The sequence below is a fragment of the Microbacterium sp. USHLN186 genome, assembly GCF_037145155.1.
Lineage (GTDB): Bacteria > Actinomycetota > Actinomycetes > Actinomycetales > Microbacteriaceae > Microbacterium.
In genome coordinates, this window is record NZ_JBBCYA010000003.1 from 56,317 (window position 1) to 79,189 (window position 22,873).

14 protein-coding genes are annotated in these 22,873 nt (G+C 61.9%); 8 read left to right on the forward strand and 6 right to left on the reverse strand.

Annotated elements, in window-relative coordinates; all coding sequences use genetic code 11:
- Positions 1-109 precede the first annotated feature (109 nt).
- The 4 genes from WFG93_RS07765 (at position 110) to WFG93_RS07780 (ending at position 7,291) form a co-directional block, all read left to right on the forward strand.
- Positions 110-2,923 carry a glycosyltransferase family 2 protein gene (locus tag WFG93_RS07765; protein WP_336645765.1) on the forward strand — a complete coding sequence of 938 codons (2,814 nt, stop codon included), beginning with the start codon at positions 110-112 and terminating at the stop codon, positions 2,921-2,923.
- Positions 2,924-2,978: 55 nt separating this feature from the next.
- Entirely contained in the window at positions 2,979-3,854 is an 876-nt protein-coding gene (locus WFG93_RS07770) for a hypothetical protein (protein ID WP_336645766.1), read from the forward strand.
- 362 nt (positions 3,855-4,216) lie between these two features.
- Positions 4,217-5,515, forward strand: coding sequence for an alginate lyase family protein (locus WFG93_RS07775; RefSeq protein WP_336645767.1), 1,299 nt, complete (start codon positions 4,217-4,219; stop codon positions 5,513-5,515).
- 300 nt (positions 5,516-5,815) lie between these two features.
- A complete protein-coding gene (locus WFG93_RS07780; RefSeq protein WP_336645768.1) occupies positions 5,816-7,291 on the forward strand; it encodes a hypothetical protein in 1,476 nt (491 codons plus the stop codon).
- A gap of 328 nt (positions 7,292-7,619) precedes the next feature.
- Here the strand turns inward: WFG93_RS07780 and WFG93_RS07785 are convergent, their stop codons facing one another.
- Both WFG93_RS07785 and WFG93_RS07790 read right to left on the reverse strand, forming a co-directional pair.
- Entirely contained in the window at positions 7,620-10,556 is a 2,937-nt protein-coding gene (locus WFG93_RS07785; RefSeq protein ID WP_336645769.1) for a glycosyltransferase, read from the reverse strand.
- The gene (locus WFG93_RS07790; RefSeq protein WP_336645770.1) at positions 10,553-13,591 is read right to left on the reverse strand and encodes a glycosyltransferase family 2 protein; all 3,039 of its coding nucleotides are present in this window, start codon (positions 13,589-13,591) and stop codon (positions 10,553-10,555) included. Before WFG93_RS07790 ends, WFG93_RS07785 begins: the two co-directional genes overlap by 4 nt.
- A gap of 85 nt (positions 13,592-13,676) precedes the next feature.
- Here WFG93_RS07790 and WFG93_RS07795 point away from each other — a divergent pair, with 85 nt between their 5' ends.
- On the forward strand, positions 13,677-14,702 hold the full coding sequence (locus WFG93_RS07795; protein ID WP_336645771.1) for a hypothetical protein: 1,026 nt from the start codon (positions 13,677-13,679) through the stop codon (positions 14,700-14,702).
- Here WFG93_RS07795 and WFG93_RS07800 read toward each other — a convergent pair.
- Both WFG93_RS07800 and WFG93_RS07805 read right to left on the reverse strand, forming a co-directional pair.
- Positions 14,694-15,524, reverse strand: a complete 831-nt coding sequence (locus WFG93_RS07800) for a glycosyltransferase (protein ID WP_336645772.1) — start codon at positions 15,522-15,524, stop codon at positions 14,694-14,696. The genes WFG93_RS07795 and WFG93_RS07800 overlap by 9 nt on opposite strands.
- An 18-nt stretch (positions 15,525-15,542) precedes the next feature.
- Positions 15,543-16,604, reverse strand: a complete 1,062-nt coding sequence (locus WFG93_RS07805) for a polysaccharide pyruvyl transferase family protein (protein ID WP_336645773.1) — start codon at positions 16,602-16,604, stop codon at positions 15,543-15,545.
- A 280-nt stretch (positions 16,605-16,884) separates the two neighbouring features.
- Here WFG93_RS07805 and WFG93_RS07810 point away from each other — a divergent pair, with 280 nt between their 5' ends.
- From WFG93_RS07810 to WFG93_RS07820, 3 genes are read left to right on the forward strand one after another with little or no spacing between them, the layout of a single operon-like run.
- Positions 16,885-18,492, forward strand: coding sequence for an alginate lyase family protein (locus WFG93_RS07810; RefSeq protein WP_336645774.1), 1,608 nt, complete (start codon positions 16,885-16,887; stop codon positions 18,490-18,492).
- Positions 18,493-18,496: 4 nt separating this feature from the next.
- On the forward strand, positions 18,497-19,600 hold the full coding sequence (locus tag WFG93_RS07815) for a hypothetical protein (protein ID WP_336645775.1): 1,104 nt from the start codon (positions 18,497-18,499) through the stop codon (positions 19,598-19,600).
- The gene (locus WFG93_RS07820; protein ID WP_336645776.1) at positions 19,597-20,694 is read left to right on the forward strand and encodes a glycosyltransferase; all 1,098 of its coding nucleotides are present in this window, start codon (positions 19,597-19,599) and stop codon (positions 20,692-20,694) included. Before WFG93_RS07815 ends, WFG93_RS07820 begins: the two co-directional genes overlap by 4 nt.
- Before the next feature lie 13 nt (positions 20,695-20,707).
- Here the strand turns inward: WFG93_RS07820 and WFG93_RS07825 are convergent, their stop codons facing one another.
- The gene (locus WFG93_RS07825; protein WP_336645777.1) at positions 20,708-21,676 is read right to left on the reverse strand and encodes a glycosyltransferase family 4 protein; all 969 of its coding nucleotides are present in this window, start codon (positions 21,674-21,676) and stop codon (positions 20,708-20,710) included.
- Complete coding sequence (locus WFG93_RS07830; protein WP_336645778.1) at positions 21,673-22,812, reverse strand: glycosyltransferase; 1,140 nt, start codon at positions 22,810-22,812, stop codon at positions 21,673-21,675. Before WFG93_RS07830 ends, WFG93_RS07825 begins: the two co-directional genes overlap by 4 nt.
- Positions 22,813-22,873: the final 61 nt, after the last annotated feature.

Sequence of the window (22,873 nt, forward strand, 5' to 3'; positions counted from 1 at the left end):
CACGTGCCTGGATAGGCTATACGCCTAGACGCGGATCACGCGCGGGGAACAAACACATGGACCCGGCTTACGAGCCGGTCCTTTTCTTGGGTTGGAGCGATGGGCGAACATGAATGACTTCTTGATCAGGCTCGCGCGCGGAGAGCAGCCTGTCGCAGCGGCTGCTTCGTCAGACGTTGTGGAAGCACCTAAAGGTGAGCATGTGGCCCGGAACGCCCCGCGTGCATTGTCTTTCGCTTCTCCCTCACTCGATGCGCTCGGACGATGCTCAACAGTGCGGGAGCGCATGGAAGTGCTCAGGGTCGACGCGGCAGCAGCTCCAACATCTGATGTAGTGACATTCGCTGCGAGGAACCGTTCGCGCTGGGCGCTTGAAGTTCTCGTGCAGCGCTTTACACGTGGTCTGCTCGATTGGGACAGTCTTCGGGTTGAGTTATTGCGAGCGCACGCGAGCGGCCCCGAAGTCGCATCGACGCTCGAGCAAATCTCCCCGAGCAAATTGTGGTTGCTTCGCCAAGCGCTTTCGTCGCATCACCTTGACCCGGAGGCGGAGCATGCGATCCTCGTAGCGGTGGCAGACAGAGTTCTGGCAGGCGAGCGCTTCGATAAGTCCGCATTGCCTGCCCTCGCAGTGAATCTTATAGGGGCCGGACTCGATAAGCATGTTCGCCAGCTGCTGCGCATCTATACGTCCGACACCTATCTTCGACACGCTCTCACCGTGGAACTGGCGCATCCACGTTTCGGTGGAAGCCACGAACTGCTGCTTTCACGCTTCAACCAGATCTATCGACGGTTCGGACTAGAGCCCGTTACAACGGAGGGACCGGGATCCGTCCCTTTCACTCAGCTGCGCGCGGAGCCGGCCGAGCGCATCGAGGGCGGGCCTCTGGTTTCGGTGATCATGAGCTGCTGGTCACCAGGGGAGGAACTGCTCCTCGCCGTCCGCTCGATCATCGATCAGACCTATCAGAACTGGGAGCTTCTCGTCACGGACGACGCGTCTCCTGACGAATTCAGCCATGTGCTGGATCAGGTTGCGGCGATGGACACGCGAATCCGGGTCGTGCGCAACGCGGAGAACGCCGGAACTTACGTTCGTCGAAACGAAGCGCTCGATCTCGCCCAGGGCGAGTTCGTCACGATGCAGGACTCAGATGATTGGTCGCATCCCCGGCGAATCGAGATTCAGGTTCGAGATCTGCTCGACGCGCAGCATCGGTTGGCCAACATCATCTACAACGTCCGGCTGACGGAAGACCTCTCGCTTTACAGCGAGAGAGGGATGCAATTGGGACTCTGCGAACCAGCGATCATGTTCCGGCGGGAGCGGGTGATGGAGAAGGTCGGCTACTTCGATGATATTCGGAAGGCGGCAGATCGGGAGTTTCGCCAACGGCTAGAAGCGGTCACTGGTGTTCCGGTTGCGGTGGTGGGGCCGGAGATCCCTCTTGTTCTCATGCTTGCCGACGTCGGGTCCCTTTCTGGCTCGGACTTCCGCGGTAAGTGGGTCCACCCGGCGCGTATCGCCTACCGCAGCTCGATGCTTCGCACCCACGATCTGATCAGTGACGGCGAGCAGACTGCACTTTTCCCGGCGCGACAGGTGTCAAGGACGCTGGACGCGCCAGAAGCGCTCCTCGGGCGCAGCACGGCGCCTTCACATCTCGACCTTCTCGTGATCCTCGATGGACGATCACACGCAACGCGCAGATCGTTCCTCGCGGGAGTCGTAGAAGAGCTCCGAGCGGCGCTGGAGTGCGGCCTGACGATAGGCGTGATGCATTCGGATTCGCTTCTCGGGGGCAAGCAGCAGGGGTACTTCGACTTGCCTCTGCAACGACTCATCGACGAGGAAGGCCTGCACCGCGTAATCGAAGGGCAGCAGATTTCCGCGTCTACTGTTGTAGTCAGGCATGCAGTCTCCGCTCAGGGACACCCCGCGGAAACCCTGCAGGTCGCGACGGACCGAGTGGTGATCGTGGAGGATGCCAGCGGCGGGGATAAGCGCGGGCTCAGCTTCGCGAAGGGCGACGTGGTCGACACCGTAACGGCATGGTTCAGTGCTGAAGCAACCTGGCAGACGGCGGAACCGCGCCCGCTGCCGCCTGCGATCGAGTCCGTCGTAGTAGACGAGGATGACCTGCGAATCGTTGTGAGATGTGCCGAGGTGAGCGGACACGCCTCGCTCGAACTGCGTGGAGCGGAAGTCACCCCGATTCAACACACTCCCTTGAAGCCACGCGCATCCGCTGTCGAGGACGAGGAGCCCGTGGAGAGGTTGCTGGCGGCGCGTCTGCCGTTGTCCACCATCGGCAGCGAGCCATTCCAGGTCGTTGCTCGCCTCGGTTCCTATGCCTACGTGCTCGAAGTCGAGCTGGCCAGGGTGCTCACCTTGTCGGCTACGCATCTCCTCGTGCGTCGACCGGGTCAGCGGCTTCAGTTGATCAGTGGGGATGCCGCACCCTCTCACTCGCTGCGTGCTATGGTTCGCGCCATCCACATCGACGACGGGCGCCTGAAGTTGAATATCGAACCCGACGAGCGAGCCAAGCTCACCCGAGTCGTGGCTGTGCGTGAGGTTCGCGGCACCCTCAGGCGGCGTGGCCTCGCGCTCAAAGCGACTGCAGACGGACACACTCTCGCATCAAGACAAATTGCTCCGTTGGCAGAGGTTCGGTGGCGGCTGTTCGGCATCTTCCAAACTCCGGTAGGCCGTGTGCAGCACCCTCTGTTCTTCGACGCAGGACTGCAGGCGGCAAGTAGTGGCGAATGGCATGCTCAGCCTGATGGCGACCACGTGATTCAGCTCGGAAGAGAAGGCCGTCAGGGCCGGGCCACAGACATCAAACAGACGGGCTCCTCGCGGCCCGGTCGGTTCAGGCGGTGGCTGCACGGTCGGACCGGAACCGTCTCGACCTGACGGGCACCAGGACGACCTGAGGGTCGAGCTGAAGACATCAAGAAGGAGAAGAAGGATGGCCAAGGAAGTGCATCGAGAGGTCGGCGAGTTCGCGGGGGTCGACACTGTGGCGATGTCCGAACTAGAAGCCGCCGTAGGGACGATGTGCTCAGGCGAGCGACGCCGTTTCAAGGAAGATCTCGGACAGGGGGGGCAGTTGGATGGCGCCCTTCTGGCACAGGACTCGGACACACTGGTGGTGACGCTTCACGGGCTCCTAGACAGAGAGAAGTTTCAGATCCCGCGCTTCGAGCGGGCTCGGTCTACGGAACCGTTCGGAACCTCCTGCCTGTATTGGGCAGACCCCAGCTTGTGGCTGGATCCCAAGCTGAAGCTCGCATGGTTCACCGGTGTAGCAGCGATAGATGTGCTTTCGCTGCTCGCCGAGCGGTCGACGGCAGTCGCCACGCAGCTCGGAGCAAAGCAAGTTATCTTTACCGGGTCGTCCGGAGGGGGATTCGCGGCCTTGCAGGTGTCGGCGCTCGTTCCGGGCTCGACGGCGCTCGTCTTCAACCCGCAGACAGAAATCTATCGTTATCACACGGCGATGCAGCGACGGTATCTCGCCAATTGCCGGCCGGATGTCTTGAACGGAACCCCAGCAGATCGATTCACCTTCGACCATGACTGGAGCGCCCCACTGGATGACCGCTACTCAGCGCTGAGGCGATATGAGCGTCCGACTGGAAACACGGTGATCTACTACTCCAACTCGCTTGACTGGCATGACGAAAATCACCGTCAGCCGTTCGAACAGATCGTAGTTACAGACGACTCACGCCGATATATCCTGCACACCTACGAGCAGAAGGGCGGGCATCAACCGCCTTCTCCGGGGCGTTTCACCGACGCACTGCGCGACGCGCTGGCCACCGTCAGCACTGGGCCTTGATCAGCCCCTGTGGACGCATCTGGCGTGCGGTCGCGGTTGCCGCCACCACGTGCGCTGTTCTGCTCACTGGTCTCGCGCCAAGTGCCGCACAAGCCGAAAACAAGGGGTCTCCCTACTTGAACGGTGTCGTCCCGCTTACCTCATCGGCTGGATTCGTCCACCCCGGCGTCTTCCTCGGTCTCCCTCAGCTCGAGGCAGTTCGACGTGAAGTCAAACAGCGGCGAGAGCCTCAGATTTCTATCTATCGGTGGTTGGTGAAGACAAAACACGGGCTTATCGACCGCACGCCGGTATGGGACGTGTACTCAGACGCTGTCGACCCCTCAAAGAAGTGCGACCCTCATGGGCGAAACGGTTGCATCATGGCGGCCGGATTCGATGGAGATGCTGGCCGCGAGCACACCGATCGCGGCAAGCGCAACATGAGCTATCAGATCAATAGCGCCTATGCGAATGCGTTGCTATATTACTACTCCGGCGGTAAGGAGAAGTATGCGCAGAATGCTATCCGCATGCTCAACGCATACGCTCACACATTCAAAGGATTCGCATCTTCCTCCGAGAACAGTCATGTCGGGGACCTCTTTGCTGCGTGGATGTCGCAGACGCTCGTTCGGGCAGCTGAGATTATTCGCTACACATACTCGCCGACGGAGGGCAAGCAGTCGTTCGATGTTGCAGCCTTCGAATCAATGTTGCGCACGGCGTTCGTGCCTCGTCTGCGAGGAGGCACTGCCAACATCAACAACTGGCGCACAAGCGCGGCCGAGGGGCTGATGAATATCGGCATCTTCCTCGATGATCGCCGCCTCTACGAGCGATCCCTGGAGATCTGGCGGGAGGTGACGCCTGCCTACATCTATCTCAGGAGCGACGGTCCGCGCCCGGCATCGCTCCTCGACGGCACTGACGCTCAACTGGACTGTCGCTGGGCCGACAACCGTGCGGAAGCCTGCAAATCGCACCCGAAGAAGTCTCCCGGCATCATGTATCAGAACGGCCAGAATCAAGAGATCTGCCGCGATATGTGGCACTCCTCTGCAGGGGTTGGTGGCATCATCAACGCCGCGGAGACGGCCTTCCTGCAGGGCGACGATCTATACGCAGAAGAGGGGACTCGGATCAGGACGGGACTGTCATACATGATCCAGCTCAGCCAGAACGTCAAGAAGCACGGGTATCCAGCAGACTTCTGCGCAGTGACAGCCGGTTCCGGGGCCGCAGCCGAGCAAGGCGCACTTCCGGAGGACTGGGACTCGACTGAGCCGCTTTCCGTGGTCGTTGCGCAAAACCACTATTCAAATCGACTCGGTGTCTCGTTCTCGTCGATCGACATTCCCGGCTACTCGCCCGCTCGCGAGGAATCAGACCCTATCGCAAGGTACGTGAAGGAGTATCGATCGGGTCCGCGCGACACCTACGGATATGTTAGCGCGTGGCAGGTGCTTACGCATTCCGGGATAGGTGAGGGAGTCCCGGCCTCAGCCGAGCCCTTACCTCCCCCCGCTCCCGGGACACCCGATGCTCACCTTGAGTCGAGAGACAAACCCACGGGTGTGGGGGGCATTTTGATCATTTTCGGCATAGCTTCTATCGTTCTCCTCACAGTCGGGCTGCTTCGGCTTGCATTGAGCGCCAACCGTCGTGACTCGGTCACGTAACAGTCTGGCAGACCTGCCTTCGACGCTCTGGAAATGGTGATCATGCCGTCCTCCTGCGGTGGTAACGCGGCATAGTCAGCTCGTTCCATGAGGCTCTTCTCGAGTCGGATATCTTGCAGAACTCGCGCACATCGACGAATGTGCCCGTGGGCCCCCGGTTAATGGTTCCCGTACCCTGATCGACCAACTGGAAGGAGCGGCGTTCATCAAGACGTAAGCCTAGGCTGGCAGCGTATGCCCGGCCCGGCAACGGTTCAACCGCGTGCTGTCCGGCCCAACACCCGTGAGAGCATTGGTCGTATGACGTCGACGTTGAGGTGGCACGAAGCTGCTGTGAATGACTCCGCGATCCCGCCGCGAGGCGACTTCACCCACACACTTTTCGCGCGCGGCTATCTCTTGTCGAAGAAGCATCAGGCGGCTCCCGTGGCGCATTGGCGCAGCAGCGTTGTCGGCTCGTGGTATTTAACTCGTGACCCCCGTCTTGCGGCCACTTTTCGAAGCGATGGCGAGAAGAGTCTTCTTCTGATCGGCAACGCGATTGACTTGCGCACCGAGGTCGAGGGCGCAGCCGTCGTCGACGTGTTGCATCGGGCTTGGCGATCTTCTAAGGCTGATCTGGATGAAGCGCTGGAGTGGCTCGCGGGCCGGTACGTAATTCTCGGCCAGTCCAACAGCGAGGGCTTCCTGCAGACCGACGCGACGGGGATGCTGTCGGCTTCATACTCGTCCCGAGACCAGCTCATCTCATCTCACCAGAACCTACTATCGGAGGCCGCTGGCGGATTGGATCTCTCACCTTTTGGTGGGCACCGTTGGCTAGCGGAGCATAATGCTTCCACTTTCCCCGGAACGTACACTCGCTTCGACGGTGTACGGATGCTAACGGCGAACACGGAACTGAACCTCCGGGACTTCAGCATCAACAGGGTGGGCCCTCTGCCGATGGACCGGCACGGGTCTGAGGACGCCGCACACACCGTCCTGGATCTGATGCAGCGCCAGCTTCCTTTCCTTGCGCGGAGTGGGGGAGGACCGATGGTGTCGTTGACGGCCGGATTGGACAGTCGAGTTACGACGGCTGTCATGCGCCCTCTGCTAGCAGACTCGTTGTTCTTCACTTACGAGCGACATCGCGACCCGAAGAACGTATCGAAGCGAGATTCGGAAGTGGCCAGGGAACTCTCTTCGTGGCTCAAACTCAAGCATCATTCATACAAGGTGAGGCCGCTATCGAAAGCCTCGGCTTTGGATGCTTCTCTCGAGGCAATACTGGAACGCAACACGTTCGTGAGCCACGGGCGGTCGATCGCAGCATCGTATCTTCGGGAGCTGCCTGCCGACCGCCTTCATGTGCGATCGAACCTTTACGAAATTGCCCGTGCATTTTACAGAAGTCCACCAGAAGAAGGCATAGGTGCTCGTGGATTCGCATCGCTCCTTACGGGCGGAGCCGTGTCCTCTGGTCCTGCGGTGGAAGCCTTCGATGAGATGATAGCGACGACCGGGATACTTCACGTTGACGGGTACGAGCCTCTGGATCTCTTCTACTGGGAACACCGTATGGTGAGCTGGTTCAACAAGGTGCTTCTCGAGTCAGATATTGCACACGACACTCACATCATCGTGAATTCCCGTGTGATTCTGCGATACATGCTCTCAGTCAGCAGCAGGGAGCGCCGTGAAGGGCAACTACTCGACCGCGTCATAGCGTTGGCGTGGCCCGCAGTCTACGATCTACCCGTGAACGGTCGTGTTCGGAAACTCGCGCTATGACTCGTGCAGCTCTCGGTACCGGTTGCGAATATGGGCCTTGGGCACCGGTGAAGCGTTGGAAGACGGCGTTCTGCTGAACCGGCCGGACCCGAGCTGCGCGGTCATACCCTCACCGGACCGGGCCCGCGCTGTTCGAGGTGTCGACCCGGCGCAGGTCCGCGTTCTGATAGCACGAGGGGTCATCGTGCGATCTCTCTTTGCTTCTTGGCGGAAGCAAGAGGTCATCCCACGATGGCCTTCCTACGTCAAGGACGACGAGAACCGCACGGGAAGTGCCATCACGATATGGGACGCACTGACGACGGAAGCAGCACCCGCCAGGCGCGGCTCAAACCCTAGCGCTCTTACTGGCGCGCCCAGATGACCTGAAGAACTGGACAGTTTCGCCATCGTTGAACCGAATGTTCATGTGCGCATCGCCAGACGAGGACGCCCTGGTCTCGATCGGAAGCTCCAGCGTCTTCTCGCGTCCTTTAGACCTCACCCTCGCTGCGACTCGCCACCGACGCTTCCCGCCCTCCGTAACGTCATGCGATGCAGAGTAGAGTCCTGGACCTTTCCGAGATACTTCCAACGGAAGCTCGATCGTTCCGTCGGCGAGATGCCGTCGAAGTTCCGCTCCGACTACTTCGTGGCCATGCGGGGCACGAATATCGAGTATCAAGCGGCTGTCGCGAATCGTGCCGCCAACGACCCGGGTGCGTCGCGCGCGCAGACGGAGGGCGGCCCCGAGGTTCCGGCGGGCGCGCATCAAGAGCTTCGCGATCGGCCCTCGCTTGAGAAGTTCAGAACGTGCGGGCGCCGGGGTGTCGCGCACGCCAGCCACATCGAGGCCAGTAACGTCAGGGGCACTGAGGGTGGTTGCAGAGCCCTTTGTATCGCCGCGGTCAGCATTTCTCCGTGCGATCGAGAGCTGTTGACGGAGATAAGCCTCTTTGCGCTCCAATTTCTCTATGCGGGAGAGCTGCCGTCGGAGGTAGGCCTCCTTGCGCTCCATTTTCTCGACTCGTTCGAGTGCAGCCCGGCCCGTTCGCTCGGCCTTGTGAAGCTTCTCCCGGATACCCGAATGCCGCTCAGCGAAGAAGATTGTCAGGTCGAGGAGTTGACTCGCGTCCTGCAGAGACGGCTCTGGGGAATATGCGGTGTCCAGCGCGCCATTGACCAGCTTGACATAGAGGGCAGCGTAATCGACGTCAAGCAACCTGCGTGCGGCAGCTAGCGAAGCGCTCGAAAGTTGATTGTAACGCTCCGGGTCCCTGAGAATCGCGGCCATCTGCCGCGCAAGACCGAGTGCGTCTCCCTGCGGTACCGATACCACGCCCTGGTTGTCTTGCACAGGGACGAGCCACGGCATTTCATACATGAATACTGGAAGCCCGCGGGACTGCGCTTCGATGATCGTTAGCTGGTAGCCCTCGATCACACTCGTTCCCACGAACGCATCCGCACCGTCTAGAGCTGCCACGAGCTCCGAGCCTCGAAGAGCTCCAACCGCTTCGAGATACGAGGCTAGACCGGCTTTCTCGGCAGCAGCGTTCAGGCGGGCTGCACTGTAGCCGGGCTGATCCGGTCCGATTACACGAAGTCGGAATTCGACTTCGAGGGTTCGCAGCTCGGATGCGATCGCGATAAGTTCACGCACCTGCTTAGTGTGCTGTTCGAGCCTGCCGATCCAGACAAGTTCAAGGCGATCTCCAGGCGCATGTCTACGGGGTACGTCTGCCCCTTGATTGAGAATCATGGGGGAGGGTGGGTTCGGAAGATATGATACGTGAGAGATGCCACGGAGTTTCCAAAAGGCGACGTCCAATGGCGAGAGTGCGACTACGTGAGCTAGCGACGGCAGGGAGCGCTTCAAATAGCCATGCATGTCGTTGAGATCATAAGTAGGGCGGCCTGCGAAGTTGTGAATCCATCCGATCGTAGGGATTCCGAGAGCGGCTGCCATAAGGGCATATGCATGCCAATCGGTGGAGTAGAGAATCCGATGATCAATGACGACGTCAACCTGTTCGCGTCGGCATATGTCTGCCCACGTATCGAGGCGGTCGGCAAGATCGCCGTTGATGACTTCGTAGAACGGTGTATCCTCCGGTAGAAGGGTCGAGTCGTTTCCGGAACGGCGGACAGCGATCGATACTTTATGTCCATGCTGGGCGAGGAAGGCTGCCTGAGCGAGAACGACCATCGAGACGCCACCAGTGGTCAGGTTCGCAGTAGTTATCAGCACGCTCTTTACTTCTCGCTCCCCGAGGCGTGGTGGCTCGGTGGCCTCAGCGAGACGCTCCAGCACCGCGGGTTGATGGCGGACCGCGGCACGAATCATATCGATGCTGCCGACGCGATCCCGGATCTCACCAACAGCTAGGTCGAACAAGTGGTGGTCGGAAGTGCCTAGAGCCCATCGCATCGCAATTCCGGCGATCGAAAGCGTGGCGGCGGCGTGGCTAGCCAATAAAGCTTCAGGGTTAGTATGCCGATATGCAGCCTCGCGGACGGCATCGTCGGTCGCGCGGAAAGCATCGATGGCGCTCACCTGGAAGGCTATGGCTTCCTGAGCCGTTGCCTCGAGGGTACTTGCTCCGCGTCGCCAGAAATAGCGGTAGAGCTTGTCAGGGATGGACCTGTAGCGACGAGCAACCAAGGCTGCCAGAAATGCAATGGGGAGATCATTTGCACGATAAAATCGGGCACCCCGCGGTGTGAGATCGTACGCAGATCTGAGCACCTCGGTTCGGAAGAGATACTTCCAAAGCTGACCCGCGGCTCTCCCGTTCGGAGGAAAGAGAGCTGGCAGGATGTCATCACCGAGCAGTTCCGTATGCTTTGGCTGGCTACGTTGTTCCCACGCATCGCCTGACTTGCCATTCGGATAAAAGATCTGGATCCCGAACTGGACTATGTCCGCTTCATGAGCCTCGGCGGTTGCTGCACTTCTAGCCGCCGCGTTACGGTCCAGCTCGTCGTCGCCGTCGAGGAAGAGAACGTATGGTGCGTTCGCCGCGAAGATTCCAGCCCGCCGTGCTTGGAAAGCAGACATATTTTCGGGATGACGAATGAGACGAATTCGCGGGTCGCGCTTCATATAGCTAGCAACGATTTCCGGAGTCTTGTCGGAAGAAGCGTCGTCGACGACGATGATCTCGATCTGGGTGAGGGTTTGGTCAACAGCGCTGTCTAGCGCTGCCGCGATTGTTTCCTCATCATTGAATACTGGCACGATGATCGTGACCAGCGCTGAGACCTGTGTCGTGTCAGAGTTCATGCTTCAACCCAATTCATTTCATTCGCTGCCGGGGACTTCCGACCGTCTTCGGCCGTCCCAAATATCGTTCTACGGATCTCCCGGGCGGCATCGAGCAACACATGCGCGTACTCCGCCCCTATGTAGTTAAAGTCGCGTCCGCTCAGGTTTGGTGATGCGTCTTCCGGATGTTCGCGAGCCCGATGCACAGCATTGTCGACTCGCTCGGCGGTCAACGGATCCGAGAGTGGGATTACCCAGTTGTCACCAACTGCCTCGCACATTGATTCAGCTGTCGGGTTGCTCGGGGTGAGCACGGGCGTTCGCAGTGCCAGACACATCATCGCAAGCTGATACGCGTCGGGCGACCTCACGTCGGGGACCATTACGAGCTCTGCCCCAGTGATCTCCTCGACGAGAGCTGCGTCGGACAGCATTCCGAGCCGCTGGCTTACTTGTCGAGGCGTCCGCTCCATAGCGCGTGCGCATTCGACCAACAGGGTTGCATCGGCAGGAGCCACCACGCGCAATGACAGACCGGGCGTACGCGAGACGAAGAATGTGCGCAGCGCGCTTATTGCGAACGCATTTGACCCACTTCGAGAGAGGGATAGTAGACGTCCCGGCTCTCGGGTTCTTGTGGGATACCCCGAAAGGAGCGACGACAAATCAGCGGATGGGATACGTACGGTCCGAGAGGGATCGGGAGTGTCTACGGTTAGATCATTGACGATGAAACGGGTAGTCGCGTCGTCGAGGAGCACTTGCGCCTCCTGCAACCGCTGATCGCTCACCGGTTCGGGCGAAGCGATGAGAACTCGCACGAGTCCTGCTCTTGATTCCTTGAGGTCGTCGACGAACCGCTTCGTGCGCTCGAGCCTTCTTGCGGCTGGGGAGTCAGCGTTTAAGCCTAGGTATGCGTCCAGCGCCCCAACCCCATACACCAAGTCGGTGCCGAGGGCAGACCGAAATGCGCGCTGGAACCGAACATCAAACTCTCGTCCTGCGTTAGTAACGAGCTGGTCCTCGTATTTCATCTGTGCGCCGGGCGCACTGAATGTGGCCAGCACCTGAGGACAAAGCGTCGCACGTCTGCTTAAGGTAGCGAACCGCGAGAGTTCCGAGATGCTTCCCCAGCTGGGCTCGACGCCCAGCCAGGCAGCAACTGTGGACTGAACATCTGTGACCGTGAACGTGATCTGTCGTACGTCTCCACCGGAGGGATCTTCAACGATGACGGCTCGCGACGTCTCGATCGGACGACGCGCGGTGCTGTGGGCTTGTACGGCGCTCGCATGACGGATCACGACAAGCGGAGTATCGACAGGCTGATCTTCGAAGACTTGATAGACGACATGCTCATCGACGAGTGTTTGCAGTAGAGACGAAAGCCTCGGTCCGCCTCGCCGGATTCCGAGGGAGTCACTATGAAGCAGACCGATTGACAAGCCAGCGGAGGCGGCTTCGCGCATTTCCAGCGAAACCTGTCTCAAGAACGCCTCCCGACCTCGCCGACTCTGCCCATCTATGATGACCAGGACATCAACCCTCACCCGTGTTTCGCGGGCGCCGCCGGGATGGAGGAGGTCAGGCGGCGCGACGAAGCGCCGGCTTGTGTCCTCAAGGGCAATTCGGCCTTCGGCGAATTTCGACCTGACGAGGTCGTGGTACCGATCCACTGCAGCTCGGTACGCTACCCGTGCCGATGTCATCCAACCGGGCCCGAAATCCGACCCGGATAACGAAGTCGAAGATGCGAGCATCAGCTGCACCGGTGCCATCGGACCGATCAGTTTAACAGTGGAACCGGTGACAATCTCAAGCCTCAGGCGATACTCGCGGTCGGCGCCCTTGCGTATCCCGTCATAGAAGCCGGCGCTCGAGAGTGCTCTCTCCCGGCGGAACATGATGGCCGGCTCCGTGAGGGTGAGGGCGGTTCCACGGTTGGTCGCAAAAGATAGCTCCTCGGTGGCCCGAGCATGACGCACGATGTTTCCGATACGTCCAGGGTGGGCTTCCAGATCCTGAGCCTGCATCTCGATCCTCTGCGGGTGAGACCAATCATCTGAATCGTGAAAAGTGACGTACTCTCCGGACGCGATGCTGAGTGCTTCATTGCGGCGAACATAAGTGCCGGCATTCACGTCATTCCGGATCACCTGCACCCGTGGGTCTATCGCTTCCAACTTGGAGAAGACATCGTCGTAGTCCGCACCTGAAGCGTCGTCGGTCACGATCAACTCCCAGTCTTGGTAGGTCTGGTCGATGACGGAGCGAACAGCGGTGAAAATCTCCTCTCCAGGGCGCCACGCTGACATGATTACTGAGACCAAAGGGCCACGCGCCTTGCGGTCGGAAGCGGCTGTCAGGCGGCTGAACGGAGAGCCGTCCCCGTCGAGGAGACACACCTCGACCATTCCTGCCGCTCTGTAGGCCTCGTTGAGCTTCTCAAGGAGGCCATCATGAGTACCACCGAATCGAGGGTGTGCGAGCTCAGCCTCGACAACGATCCTGGACCACGAGCCCGGCGCGAGATCCACCGCGATGGAACCCGCGTGCTCGACGCAGTCGAACCGGAGGAGGGTCGAAGCTAGTTGTGGCAGATTCTCTTCACTGAGGCGGTCGCCGTTGACGTGGCGGTAGGCGATGCGGCGTGCGACGGCGGCTTCAACCTCGCTATCGGGAGCGGAACTCAGTGCGTCCAGGAGCATCATGAGGTGCTCTGTCGTGAACATCGCGAGCCGTGCTTCGGACGCTGGATCTTGCTCTAGAAGCAAATCAGTTCTCAGAGCGTTCCAGTCGCACACGCCTGAGGTGAATCGACGGGCGACCAGATCAAGCCCGGCTTTTGAGGGATTCCACTTCGCGAACCTCACCACATCGAGCCGGGTGAGCCCATTGTAGCTCAGCCTGTCCTCTTCATCGGCTGTCGCCGGTGCCGGGAGCTGCTTGATGTGACATAAACCGATCAGTAGGTCTTTACTCAATGTGGCTCCGGTGTAGGTTTCGGCTCGAAGAGCAGTCCCGTGCGCATGTGGCAGATGGAGTGGGTTCACGAGATGAAGCTGTGATACCCCAGTATATTGAACGGCGATGTGCCCATCGTCCTGCTTGGCGCGGGTAAGAGAAGGAGCTGGATGTATGGTGCTTCCAACACCCGAGGAAGCTGTCCGCTTCGACCTCGAAGGCGCCTCCATGCGCTCCAGGTTGCTGGACGGTTCCCTGAACGGCGAAGATCGTGACCGGCTCCTGCTTCGCCTAGATCGCGGCATCGATCTTGGTGCGAGCGCAATACTGCAAGATGCTCAGTTGTACGTCGATCCGCGGGCGGCGCTGCCAACTCCGGCAGGGGTTCGGAATGCGATAAAGGGGTCCCATGCAAACATGCGGCATCACCGCGGCGTGCCTGACTTCCATATTGATAGGCGAGACACTCTGCACTGGATCGAAGTCGGCTCGGTCGCGCTCCCAACGTTCGTCCACCCGACGGGCTCCTCGGTTCTTATCGTCACCTTCCACGGCGTGCTCAACAGGGACAAGTATGTTCTGCCTCGGTTTGAGTGGGTGAACTCCCTGCGGAACCTTGGACACAGCATTCTCTCGTTCGGTGACCCCACGATGGATCTAGAACTCGGTCTTGAAGGCGGATGGTGGCTGGGCACTCCCCTTGTTGATGTGGTCCCACAGATGGCCACTATCGTGTCGCGCGCCATGGAAGAACTCGGCGCGCGAGATCTGGTTCTCGCGGGCTCGTCGATGGGGGGATTTGGCGCTCTTCAACTCGGAGCCTACTTCCCTGAAGCCACGGTGGTCGCCTTCAACCCCCAAACGGACGTCCGCAAATATCACGTCCGACGGGTAACGCGGGTTGCGATGGGATCGGTGTTCGGGGCCGACGCGCCGCCTCACCCGCCACGGGTCAGTGTCCTGGAACGGTATGCCTCGACCGGAATTGTGCCCTCCCGCATCCGCTACGTGGCCAACATTGGTGACCGACATCACAACGAAGAGCATTTCGAGCCCTTTTCCGCGGGCTTGGAGTCCATCCAGCCGGGACGAATCATTCGAACGACTCGCGATGACGGGCCGGGACACGTCAAGATCCCCGCCCCGGCGTTCATCTCCACAGTCCTCGAAGAGCTCGAGCGGCTCAATGCGTCAGCTTGAGGTCGGGCGGTCCGCGGGATCGCTGCGTGCAATGGTGGGAAACTTCTTCACCAGCGTCCCGCAATCAACGCTGTCTTGGTGTCTGTTGTGGCGCACGAGATGATCCTCATCCTTTCCGAAAGCCTTGTCCTGATGGCGATGGTGCGTCTGTAGGTACATGGGCTCTCGGGAGTCGAGAATGACTGGGCGAAGAGCATCGACCTTGTCATGAGGGCCGGCTTCCAAGCCGCTAAGTGCGCCGGACTCCGCATTGAACTCGCCTATATAGGCCTGACCGGCGGAGGGAAGCAGCTGGCGCATGAAACGGAAGTCACGGTGGCGTCCTTGCTCGTAGACGGCAGCGATTCCAAGACCAAACGAGACGGCATAGCCCATATGATCCGCGGACGCGAACGAATCGAGGCTCTCCAGGTAGTCTGCCGCCAGTACGTCGTCGTCGTCTACGCGGAACCAGACGACCGGACCATCGGACCTACCCGCACGAATCATGTCACCCCTGATCATTTCTCGCGGGTCGCATGCTCCTTCCACTTCGTCGAGGAGAAGAAACGGAAACTGCTCGGCGGCTGTCTCGAGACCGGCCCGCCACTGCCGCGGAAGGTCGCTTGAGAAGTGCACGATATGGCGATACTCGAAGCGCTCCGCCCACGTCGCGTACACGGGGAGCGCGAGATTGAGAAATACGTCGCTTCGAAGTCTCATGCGTTCCGCGCTGAAGAGCTTCGGTGCGTAGGCGGCGGCCGAATCCTTGGAAATTCGCCAACTCAGGTCTCCAGGGGAGTGCACACTGAACCGTGTAGACCCGTAGTACTGAGCGCACATCGTTTTCCTCAGATGGCGTTACGGCGTAACGGAACTAATGATTGCTTGAATGCGTAGCGTGAGCCGGGCCAGTTGCCCTCTCGCTTCATCGATAGCGGGAGCTAACTCTGGCAGCCGATCAGGAAGCTGGTCGGCGAAGACATCCAGCTCATCGAAACGTCCGATGAGGGCACCGAGGCCGACAGTATCCATCAGACGGAAAATCTTCCCTGGATCAGCTCCGGACCCGATGGGGTAAGCGCCTTCAGTGGCCCCCATGATCAAGGCATGTGCGCGATCGCTCACCACTGCTAGCGAACGCTGGTAGACGGCCCGAACATGGGCGTCTAGAGAATCGTGGGAGAGGCTCGGGGGAAGCAAGTACTCGCCACCGAGGTCTGCCGCGAGTTGGACTGCCCGCGGGGCATCTCGAGACACCTGTGCGACGGTTACGATCCTCGTCGACGTCACTTGCGCTAGCGATCTGACAGCAGCGATCCAACGCGCATCAGGGTAGGGCCTGTCGAAGCGAAGTGTGACCGCGAGCATCTCGCGAGAAGCAGCCGCGAGCCAGCTCGAGGTCTTCGTGCCAAGCGCGAACGCCCAGTCAGGGTTCACCTCTCCGAAGCCTGCTGCCCGCTGAGAGCCGAAGTCGCGCCACGACACTATGTCCGCGTCACGGAAGGCCGCTCGAAAGTGCACGGCACGTGCCAGCCGTGGCTCCTTAAGCCCGATGCCCGCGGCGATTACCGCACCGCCGGACTTCTTCGCTGCGGCGAGCTCCGCCGTGCGGCGTTTCGTCGGATATCCGGCGTCGTCGGCGCCGGCCAAAGCGATCTCACCAGCATTGAAGATGTGGACAACTGGAGAGGCGAGATCAATCGCACCCACCCATGCTTCCCTATCCGCATACCAGATGTGCCGCTCCCGCAGATCAAGCCCGGCGATGTAATCGGTTGTCTGAGTGCGCCCGACGACGCGAAACATCCGTCGAGGCCCGTCAACAGCTTTCAGGTACGCGTTTCGGAGAGCCGAGTCTCCGAGGTTGTCGTCTTGCCCGGCCGCGTCGACGTGGATCTGCTGAACGGCTTGAACATCCATGAGTACGAAGATACTAGCCGCTCGCCGTTTGACAGGACGTGCCGGTGCCGGCCATCGGGCTCCCGGCCTCCGAAGGTCTCAAGGGTCGGCTCCGGAGGTAGGCTCGACGGGCACTTGATAAACCAGAACACTATCGGCGTCCACGGGTGCCAATCGACGCCAAAGGAGCTCTCGTTGGACGACTGGACTGAACGTGAACGGGCGGCCGGACGCGGTCGCTGTGCGTAGCCGTCCGCTTCGCCGTGCGTTGGCAGCTGCGATGCTGGCGTGTCTCACCTGCATGCTCTTACTGCTGCCCAATGGATCGAGCGCGACCGCGGAGACCAGCGAGTCGCCGTATTTGAACGGGATCGCGTCGACGACATCAGCTGCGGGATTCGTGCATCCCGGCGTCTTCCTTGGCCTTCCTGAGCTCGAGGCAGTTCGTAGGGAGATTGTTGCTGGGGGAAAACCGCAAGCGACCATCTTCGCTTGGTTGAAAAGCACGTCCAACCGCGATCTTGTTGAGCGGAAGCCCGTGTGGGACGTGTACTCGGATGCTCAGAACCGATCCTCGCCATGCGATCCCCATAGTAGCCATGGGTGTGTCATCGATGCGGGATACGGCGGTGAAAAGGGTCGGAACCACACGAATTCAACCAAGCGAGATATCGGAGCACAAATCAACAGCGCCTACACGAACGCTTTGCTCTATTACTACTCCGGGGGCGACGAGTACTACGCCCAAAACGCGGTCAGGACGCTTAATGCGTACGGGCATGTGTTGAAGGGCTTCGCCTCGACCGACGCAAATGGACATGTCGGCGATCTCTTCGCGGCGTGGATGTCGCAGACGCTCGTCCGTGCGGCCGAAATCATCCGATACACCTACGTGCCTACGCCCGGAAGCGAGTCGTTCGATGTGGAGTCGTTCGAGCGGATGTTGAGGACGGCTTTCGTGCCGCGCTTGTGGGAGGGCACTGCGCACATCAACAACTGGCGCACCAGCGCCGCAGAGGGGCTGATGAACATCGGCATCTTTCTGGATGACCGGAACCTTTACGATCGTGCGCTCGCGATCTGGCGCGATGTCACCCCGGCCTACATCTACGTGTTAAGCGATGGGGAGCGGCCGAGCTCCCTTCTCCAAGGGTCGGAAGCTCAGAAGGACTGCTCGTGGATCCATAACTTTTCGCGCGCCTGTAAGAAAGACCCGAAAGTTGAGCCGGGGTTGGTGTACCAGAATGGGCAGAATCAGGAGATCTGTCGGGACATGTGGCATTCGTCGGCCGGTGTTGGAGGCATTATAAATGCCGCTGAAACCGCATACCTTCAGGGTGACGACTTATACGGTGAGGAAGAATCACGTATGATGACTGGTCTTTCATATATGGTACAGATCAGTCGCGGTGTGGAGCATGCAGGGTATCCAGATGACTTCTGCGCGGATGCAGCGGAGTACGGCGGCGTCGGCTCGAGTGGACTCAGCTTTCCAACAGAATGGAAGGATTTCGAACCTTTGTCTGCGGTCGTCGCTTACAACCACTACTTCGAGCGGAAAGGATTAGCTTTTCCCCTGGTAAAGATAGCCGGCTATCATGACACGGGTCCCCACGATCCCGTCGCGGCGTTTATCGATCAGGAACTGTCGGGTCCTCACGACACGAGGGACTACGTCACTTCGTGGCAGGTGCTCACGCATCACGGCGTAGGGGCGGGAGTACCGCCACACGCTCGGCCCCTGACCCGACCTTCCGCTAGTCCATCTGCGGATTGGCTCGGCGCGGCGAGCAAGGCATCTGAAGAATCGATTGGCGGGGCGGTGCGCAACGCCCTCTTATTCGTGTCTCTCATCGCGGTGGTGGCGTTGCTGGCGGCGCAGGGACGGAGGAAGCGCCCCTTAGAGTAGGGCCATGCTTTTCGGACTCGGCATCGCCTCGAGCCGCCCTCTTCCTACCCGCACTTTCGTCTCCCTGACCGGCCCCGAAGGCAACATCGGTGACGCGCTCATCAGGCGTGAGACGCTGCGGTGGGCGCTTGGCACGTCGGACGAACTCGTGGTCTACACCGGTGCCTCACCCGGCAGCTGGCTGCGTCAGCTCGGCGTGCCCGAGGACGCCACGGCGCTGAGGTCGAAGCGCAGCGTGCCCAAGTGGCTGTGGATGCTCGCGACGGCGCCGGCGCGACCGGTACTCGTGTTCGAAGCCGGCGAAGTGCCGCTGCACAAAGGCAACGCCCTGCGCGAGCTGGTCTTCCTCATGGAGACGATCCTGGTCCGGCTCAAACGCGGAGTGGTCGTGCGGCCTCCCCGTGGCATCCGGGCGCCGACGCACCCATCCCTCTGGTTGCACGCACGGGCTGCGCGGCTGTCGCAGATCGCGCTGTGGCGCGACGGGACAAGCGCCGCGCTGGTCAGTGGCACCGACGTCGTGCCGGACATCGGATTCGCCGTCCTTACGAGTGCGCCCGGAGTCTCGGGAGAGCGCAACGAGCTCATCGTGAGCATGCGGGGCGCACGCCCCATGCCCAGCGCTGCATGGGTTCGCGCCGTTCGCGCGACAGCGGATGCAGAGGGACTCCGGATCCGCACGGTCGTGCAGGTGCGCGAAGACGAGGCTCGCGCTCGAGAGCTAGCGCAAGCGCTCGGCGGCGAGTTCGATCCGTGGGGTTCGACAGATCCGGTGACGCAGGAAGCGAAGCTGCGCGAGCGATACCTCCACGCCAGGCTTGTGATCAGCGACCGGATGCATGTGCTCGTGCTCGCCGCGATCGACGGCGCCGTTCCGGCGGAGCTGGCTCCGAACCCGACGGAGAAGATCGCGAACGCATTCGCCACCGTACGCATTCACGACATCACGCTGGATGCGCTGCAGGCCGATGCTGGTCGAATGCAGGAGTTCCTGCAGGCCCAGCTTGATCGGTCGGCGTTCATCGCCGAGCAGATCGGAGCGGCACGGCAGCGACTGGCAGAGGTCGAGCAGCAGATGCGGGCCACGATTCAGGCGGCACGCAGATGAACGGTTCACCGCCCGTGATCGGCGAGGTCCGGCGGGTTCTGTTCCTCTCGCACAGTCACGCGTACGGCGCTTTCCGCGTGGGAAGCCACCATTACGCCAGAGAACTGGCGCGAGCCGGTGCCGACGTAGTGCATCTGTCCACGCCGATCTCCCGCATCCATCGACTCCTCGGGCGGGTCACCGCCGAGGAGGAATCGCCGGTGCCGCGTGGCCCGCATGCCGACGCTGACGGGGTGTCGCACCTCGTCCCACGCACGACCCTGCCGCTGCCGGTCGGACGCTTCTCAGTGGCGCGAGAGCTCAGACGGTACGGGATCGACCCGGCCTTCGATGCGGTGCTCATCGATCAGCCGCTGCTCTGGGACTCGGCTGTACGCGCGCTCGCTCCGCGGCTCGTCTACCGGCCCACCGACCTCTATCCGTCGGGTGTCAAGAATCGGCTGCAGCGCACGATCCGCGACGTGGCCGACGGTGTCGTCGCGACGTCGGAGGTGGTGCTTCGCGAACTCGGCGGCTTCTCGCAGCCGCGCCGGGTCATCGGCAATGGCGTGGACGTGGCGCACTTCACACAAGGGACGCCGGAGAGGGGAGGGCGGCCGCCCGTGTGCGTCTACGCCGGCGCTCTCGATTCGCGCTTCGACTGGCAGCAGCTGAGTGCATGGGCGCTGGCGCATCCCGAGGTGAAGTTCGTCGTGGCCGGACCCTCCCCACAGCCGACGGCGCCCCTGTCCGAGAACATCGAACTCGTCGGAAGCATCGCCTACGACGCGCTTCCTGCTCTGCTGCACGACGCGAGAGTCGGCCTCCTACCCCTCTCGGATGATCCGCTCAATGCCGGCCGCAGCCCCATGAAGCTGCACGAGTACCTCGCGGCAGGTCTCGCTGTCGTTGCACGCGGAACCTCCGTGATCCGATCCGACTCGGCCGCGGGGATGTTCACCTACGACAACGAGGTCGACGCCGGAACTGCGCTCACTCGCGCGCTCGGCAGCGCTTCCCCCAACGCGGGCGGTGTGCGTGTGGCCGCGAACGAGTCATGGCAGATGAAGGCAGGCGAGCTCGCCGCCTTCCTGAACGCCCTTCCGGCCCGCTGACGAGCCGCCGCTGTCAGCGGAGCGCGCGCTCCAGGGCATCCGAGATGATCCGCGCGGTGCGGTCCCAGTCATGCGCTCCTGACGGCGGCGATACCCGGCTCGAGGATTCGGTCGCGACCGTGAGCGCGGCGGCCCACTCCTCAGCATCCCCGGACGAGTCCAACGCCCATCCACGGGCACCGACCACCTCCGCCACAGCCTCGCAGCCGCGCCAGAAGAGCACGGGCACGCCGCACGCCACCGACTCGAGGGCGGGCAGGCCGAAGCCCTCGATCGTCGAGGGCATGACCGTCGCTGCGGCTCCGCGATACAGCGCTGCCAGGCGATCATCGTCCAGGCCGTGCATCCACTCCACGCGCCGTTCGACTCCGAGTTCGGTCGCGCGCACCGTCGCCGCCCCGACCTCGCGCTGCGGCACCACCGCGCGCAGCCGGAGAACCGGCGCCAACGCGAGTGCTCGCAGCACGACATCCAGGTTCTTGTGGGCACGCATGTTGCCCACGTACACGACGTAGGGGTCCGGCCGCACGTCCGCCGGGCCCTCCACGGTGAAAGCGACGGAGCATCCGTTGCCCGCGTCGACCACCTCGACGCTGTCGTCGCGCACCCACTCGCGAATGGCGCGCGCGGAGGTCTGCGACACCGTGAGCACGACGCCGGCCTTGCGCACCGCGTGACGAACCGGGCCGCGGTAGTACGTCTCGAACTTCACGCGCCCGGGCCACGGCGTGTGCAGGTGGATGAGGTCGTGCACGGTGAGGATCTGCCGTGGGGCGCGCACCAGCGCGCCGTAGCCGGGGGAGTAGACCAGCGAGTCGCGGCCGAGCGGTGGCAGCGCGCGGAACGCGTCGAGCGGGGAGTGCGCGTTCCCGCTGAGGCCCAGCGAGCGCCACTCGGGCCGCAGCCGCGGCAGCACCTCACTCGCGTAGCGGCCGATGCCGTGCGATCCGCGATAGCGGTCGTCCACATACAGTCCGGTCATGACGCCGCCCCGGTCGGCCGGACGGTGGCATCCGCGCCGGTCAGCTCGGCGACCCACTCCGCGATGCGCGCGGAGAAGACGCTGGTGTCGAATTCGTGTGCGCGGGCGACGCAGGCATCCGAAGTCGCTCCGACGGCCCTCTCGACGGCCGCGGCCAGCTCGTCGCGCGACCACTCCCTCACGAGCGCGCCCGTGACGCCGTCGACGACGGTCTCGGCGGTGCCGCCGGTCGCGTTCGCCACCACCGGCGTGCCGGCGGCCATCGCCTCGACGGGCATGATGCCGAAGTCCTCGACGGCGGGGAACACCATGGCGAGCGCGTTCTTGTACAGATGAGCGAGGGCGGCAGAAGACGGATCGAGCACGAACGTGACGTTCGCATTGCCATGCGCGGCCGCCATCGCCCGCAGCCGGGACTCCTCGGGGCCGCTGCCCGCCAGTACCACGGGCAGGCCCGACGCCAGCCCCGCCTCGATCACGCGGTCGAGACGCTTGTAGGGCACGAATCGCGAGACGCCGAGCAGATACTCCGCGGGCAGCCCGGCGAGCGCGTGGCGCTCAGCCGGTTGGAGGTCGGCGTGCACGGCGGCGGTGACGGCTGACACGTCGACCGGCGGATGGATGACCGTCGCCTCCTGCTCCCAGGTGTCGGCGATGCGCTGCGCGATGAACGCGCTGTTCGCCGCGATCGCGAGAGGCTCGGCCGCGCGCTTGCGATCGATGGGTTTGAGCAGAGCGGATGCTGCTCGCGCCGCGATTCCGGAGCCTCGGCCGTCGAGCTCGGGCGTCCAGATGTAGCGAGCCGGCGTGTGCGCGTACACGAGCTTCGGCGCCTGCCGCGCTGGACCACCGAACCGCGCGTGGTGTGCGAACACGTGACTGCTGGTGAGCACCCAATCCGCCTCGCGGGTGGGCAGGTGCCGCCACGCGGATGGCATCAAGGGAAGTGCGGCCGCCTTGCTCCGGCGCAGCGGAGTGCGCGCAAGCGCGGTCTCCTGCACGCCCTGGAAGCGGCCGTCGCTGTCGTTCCACAGGCAGAAGCGCTCCGCGTCGGGGAAGACGTCCGAGAGGACTTCGAAGACATTCTCCGAGCCGCCGTGCCGCGAGAGCCACTCGTGCACCAGAATGCCTGACACCTCTCGCACCTCCCTGCTGAGCCCTGAAGATCCTCTCATGGCTGGCGCGGACCCCCCGAGC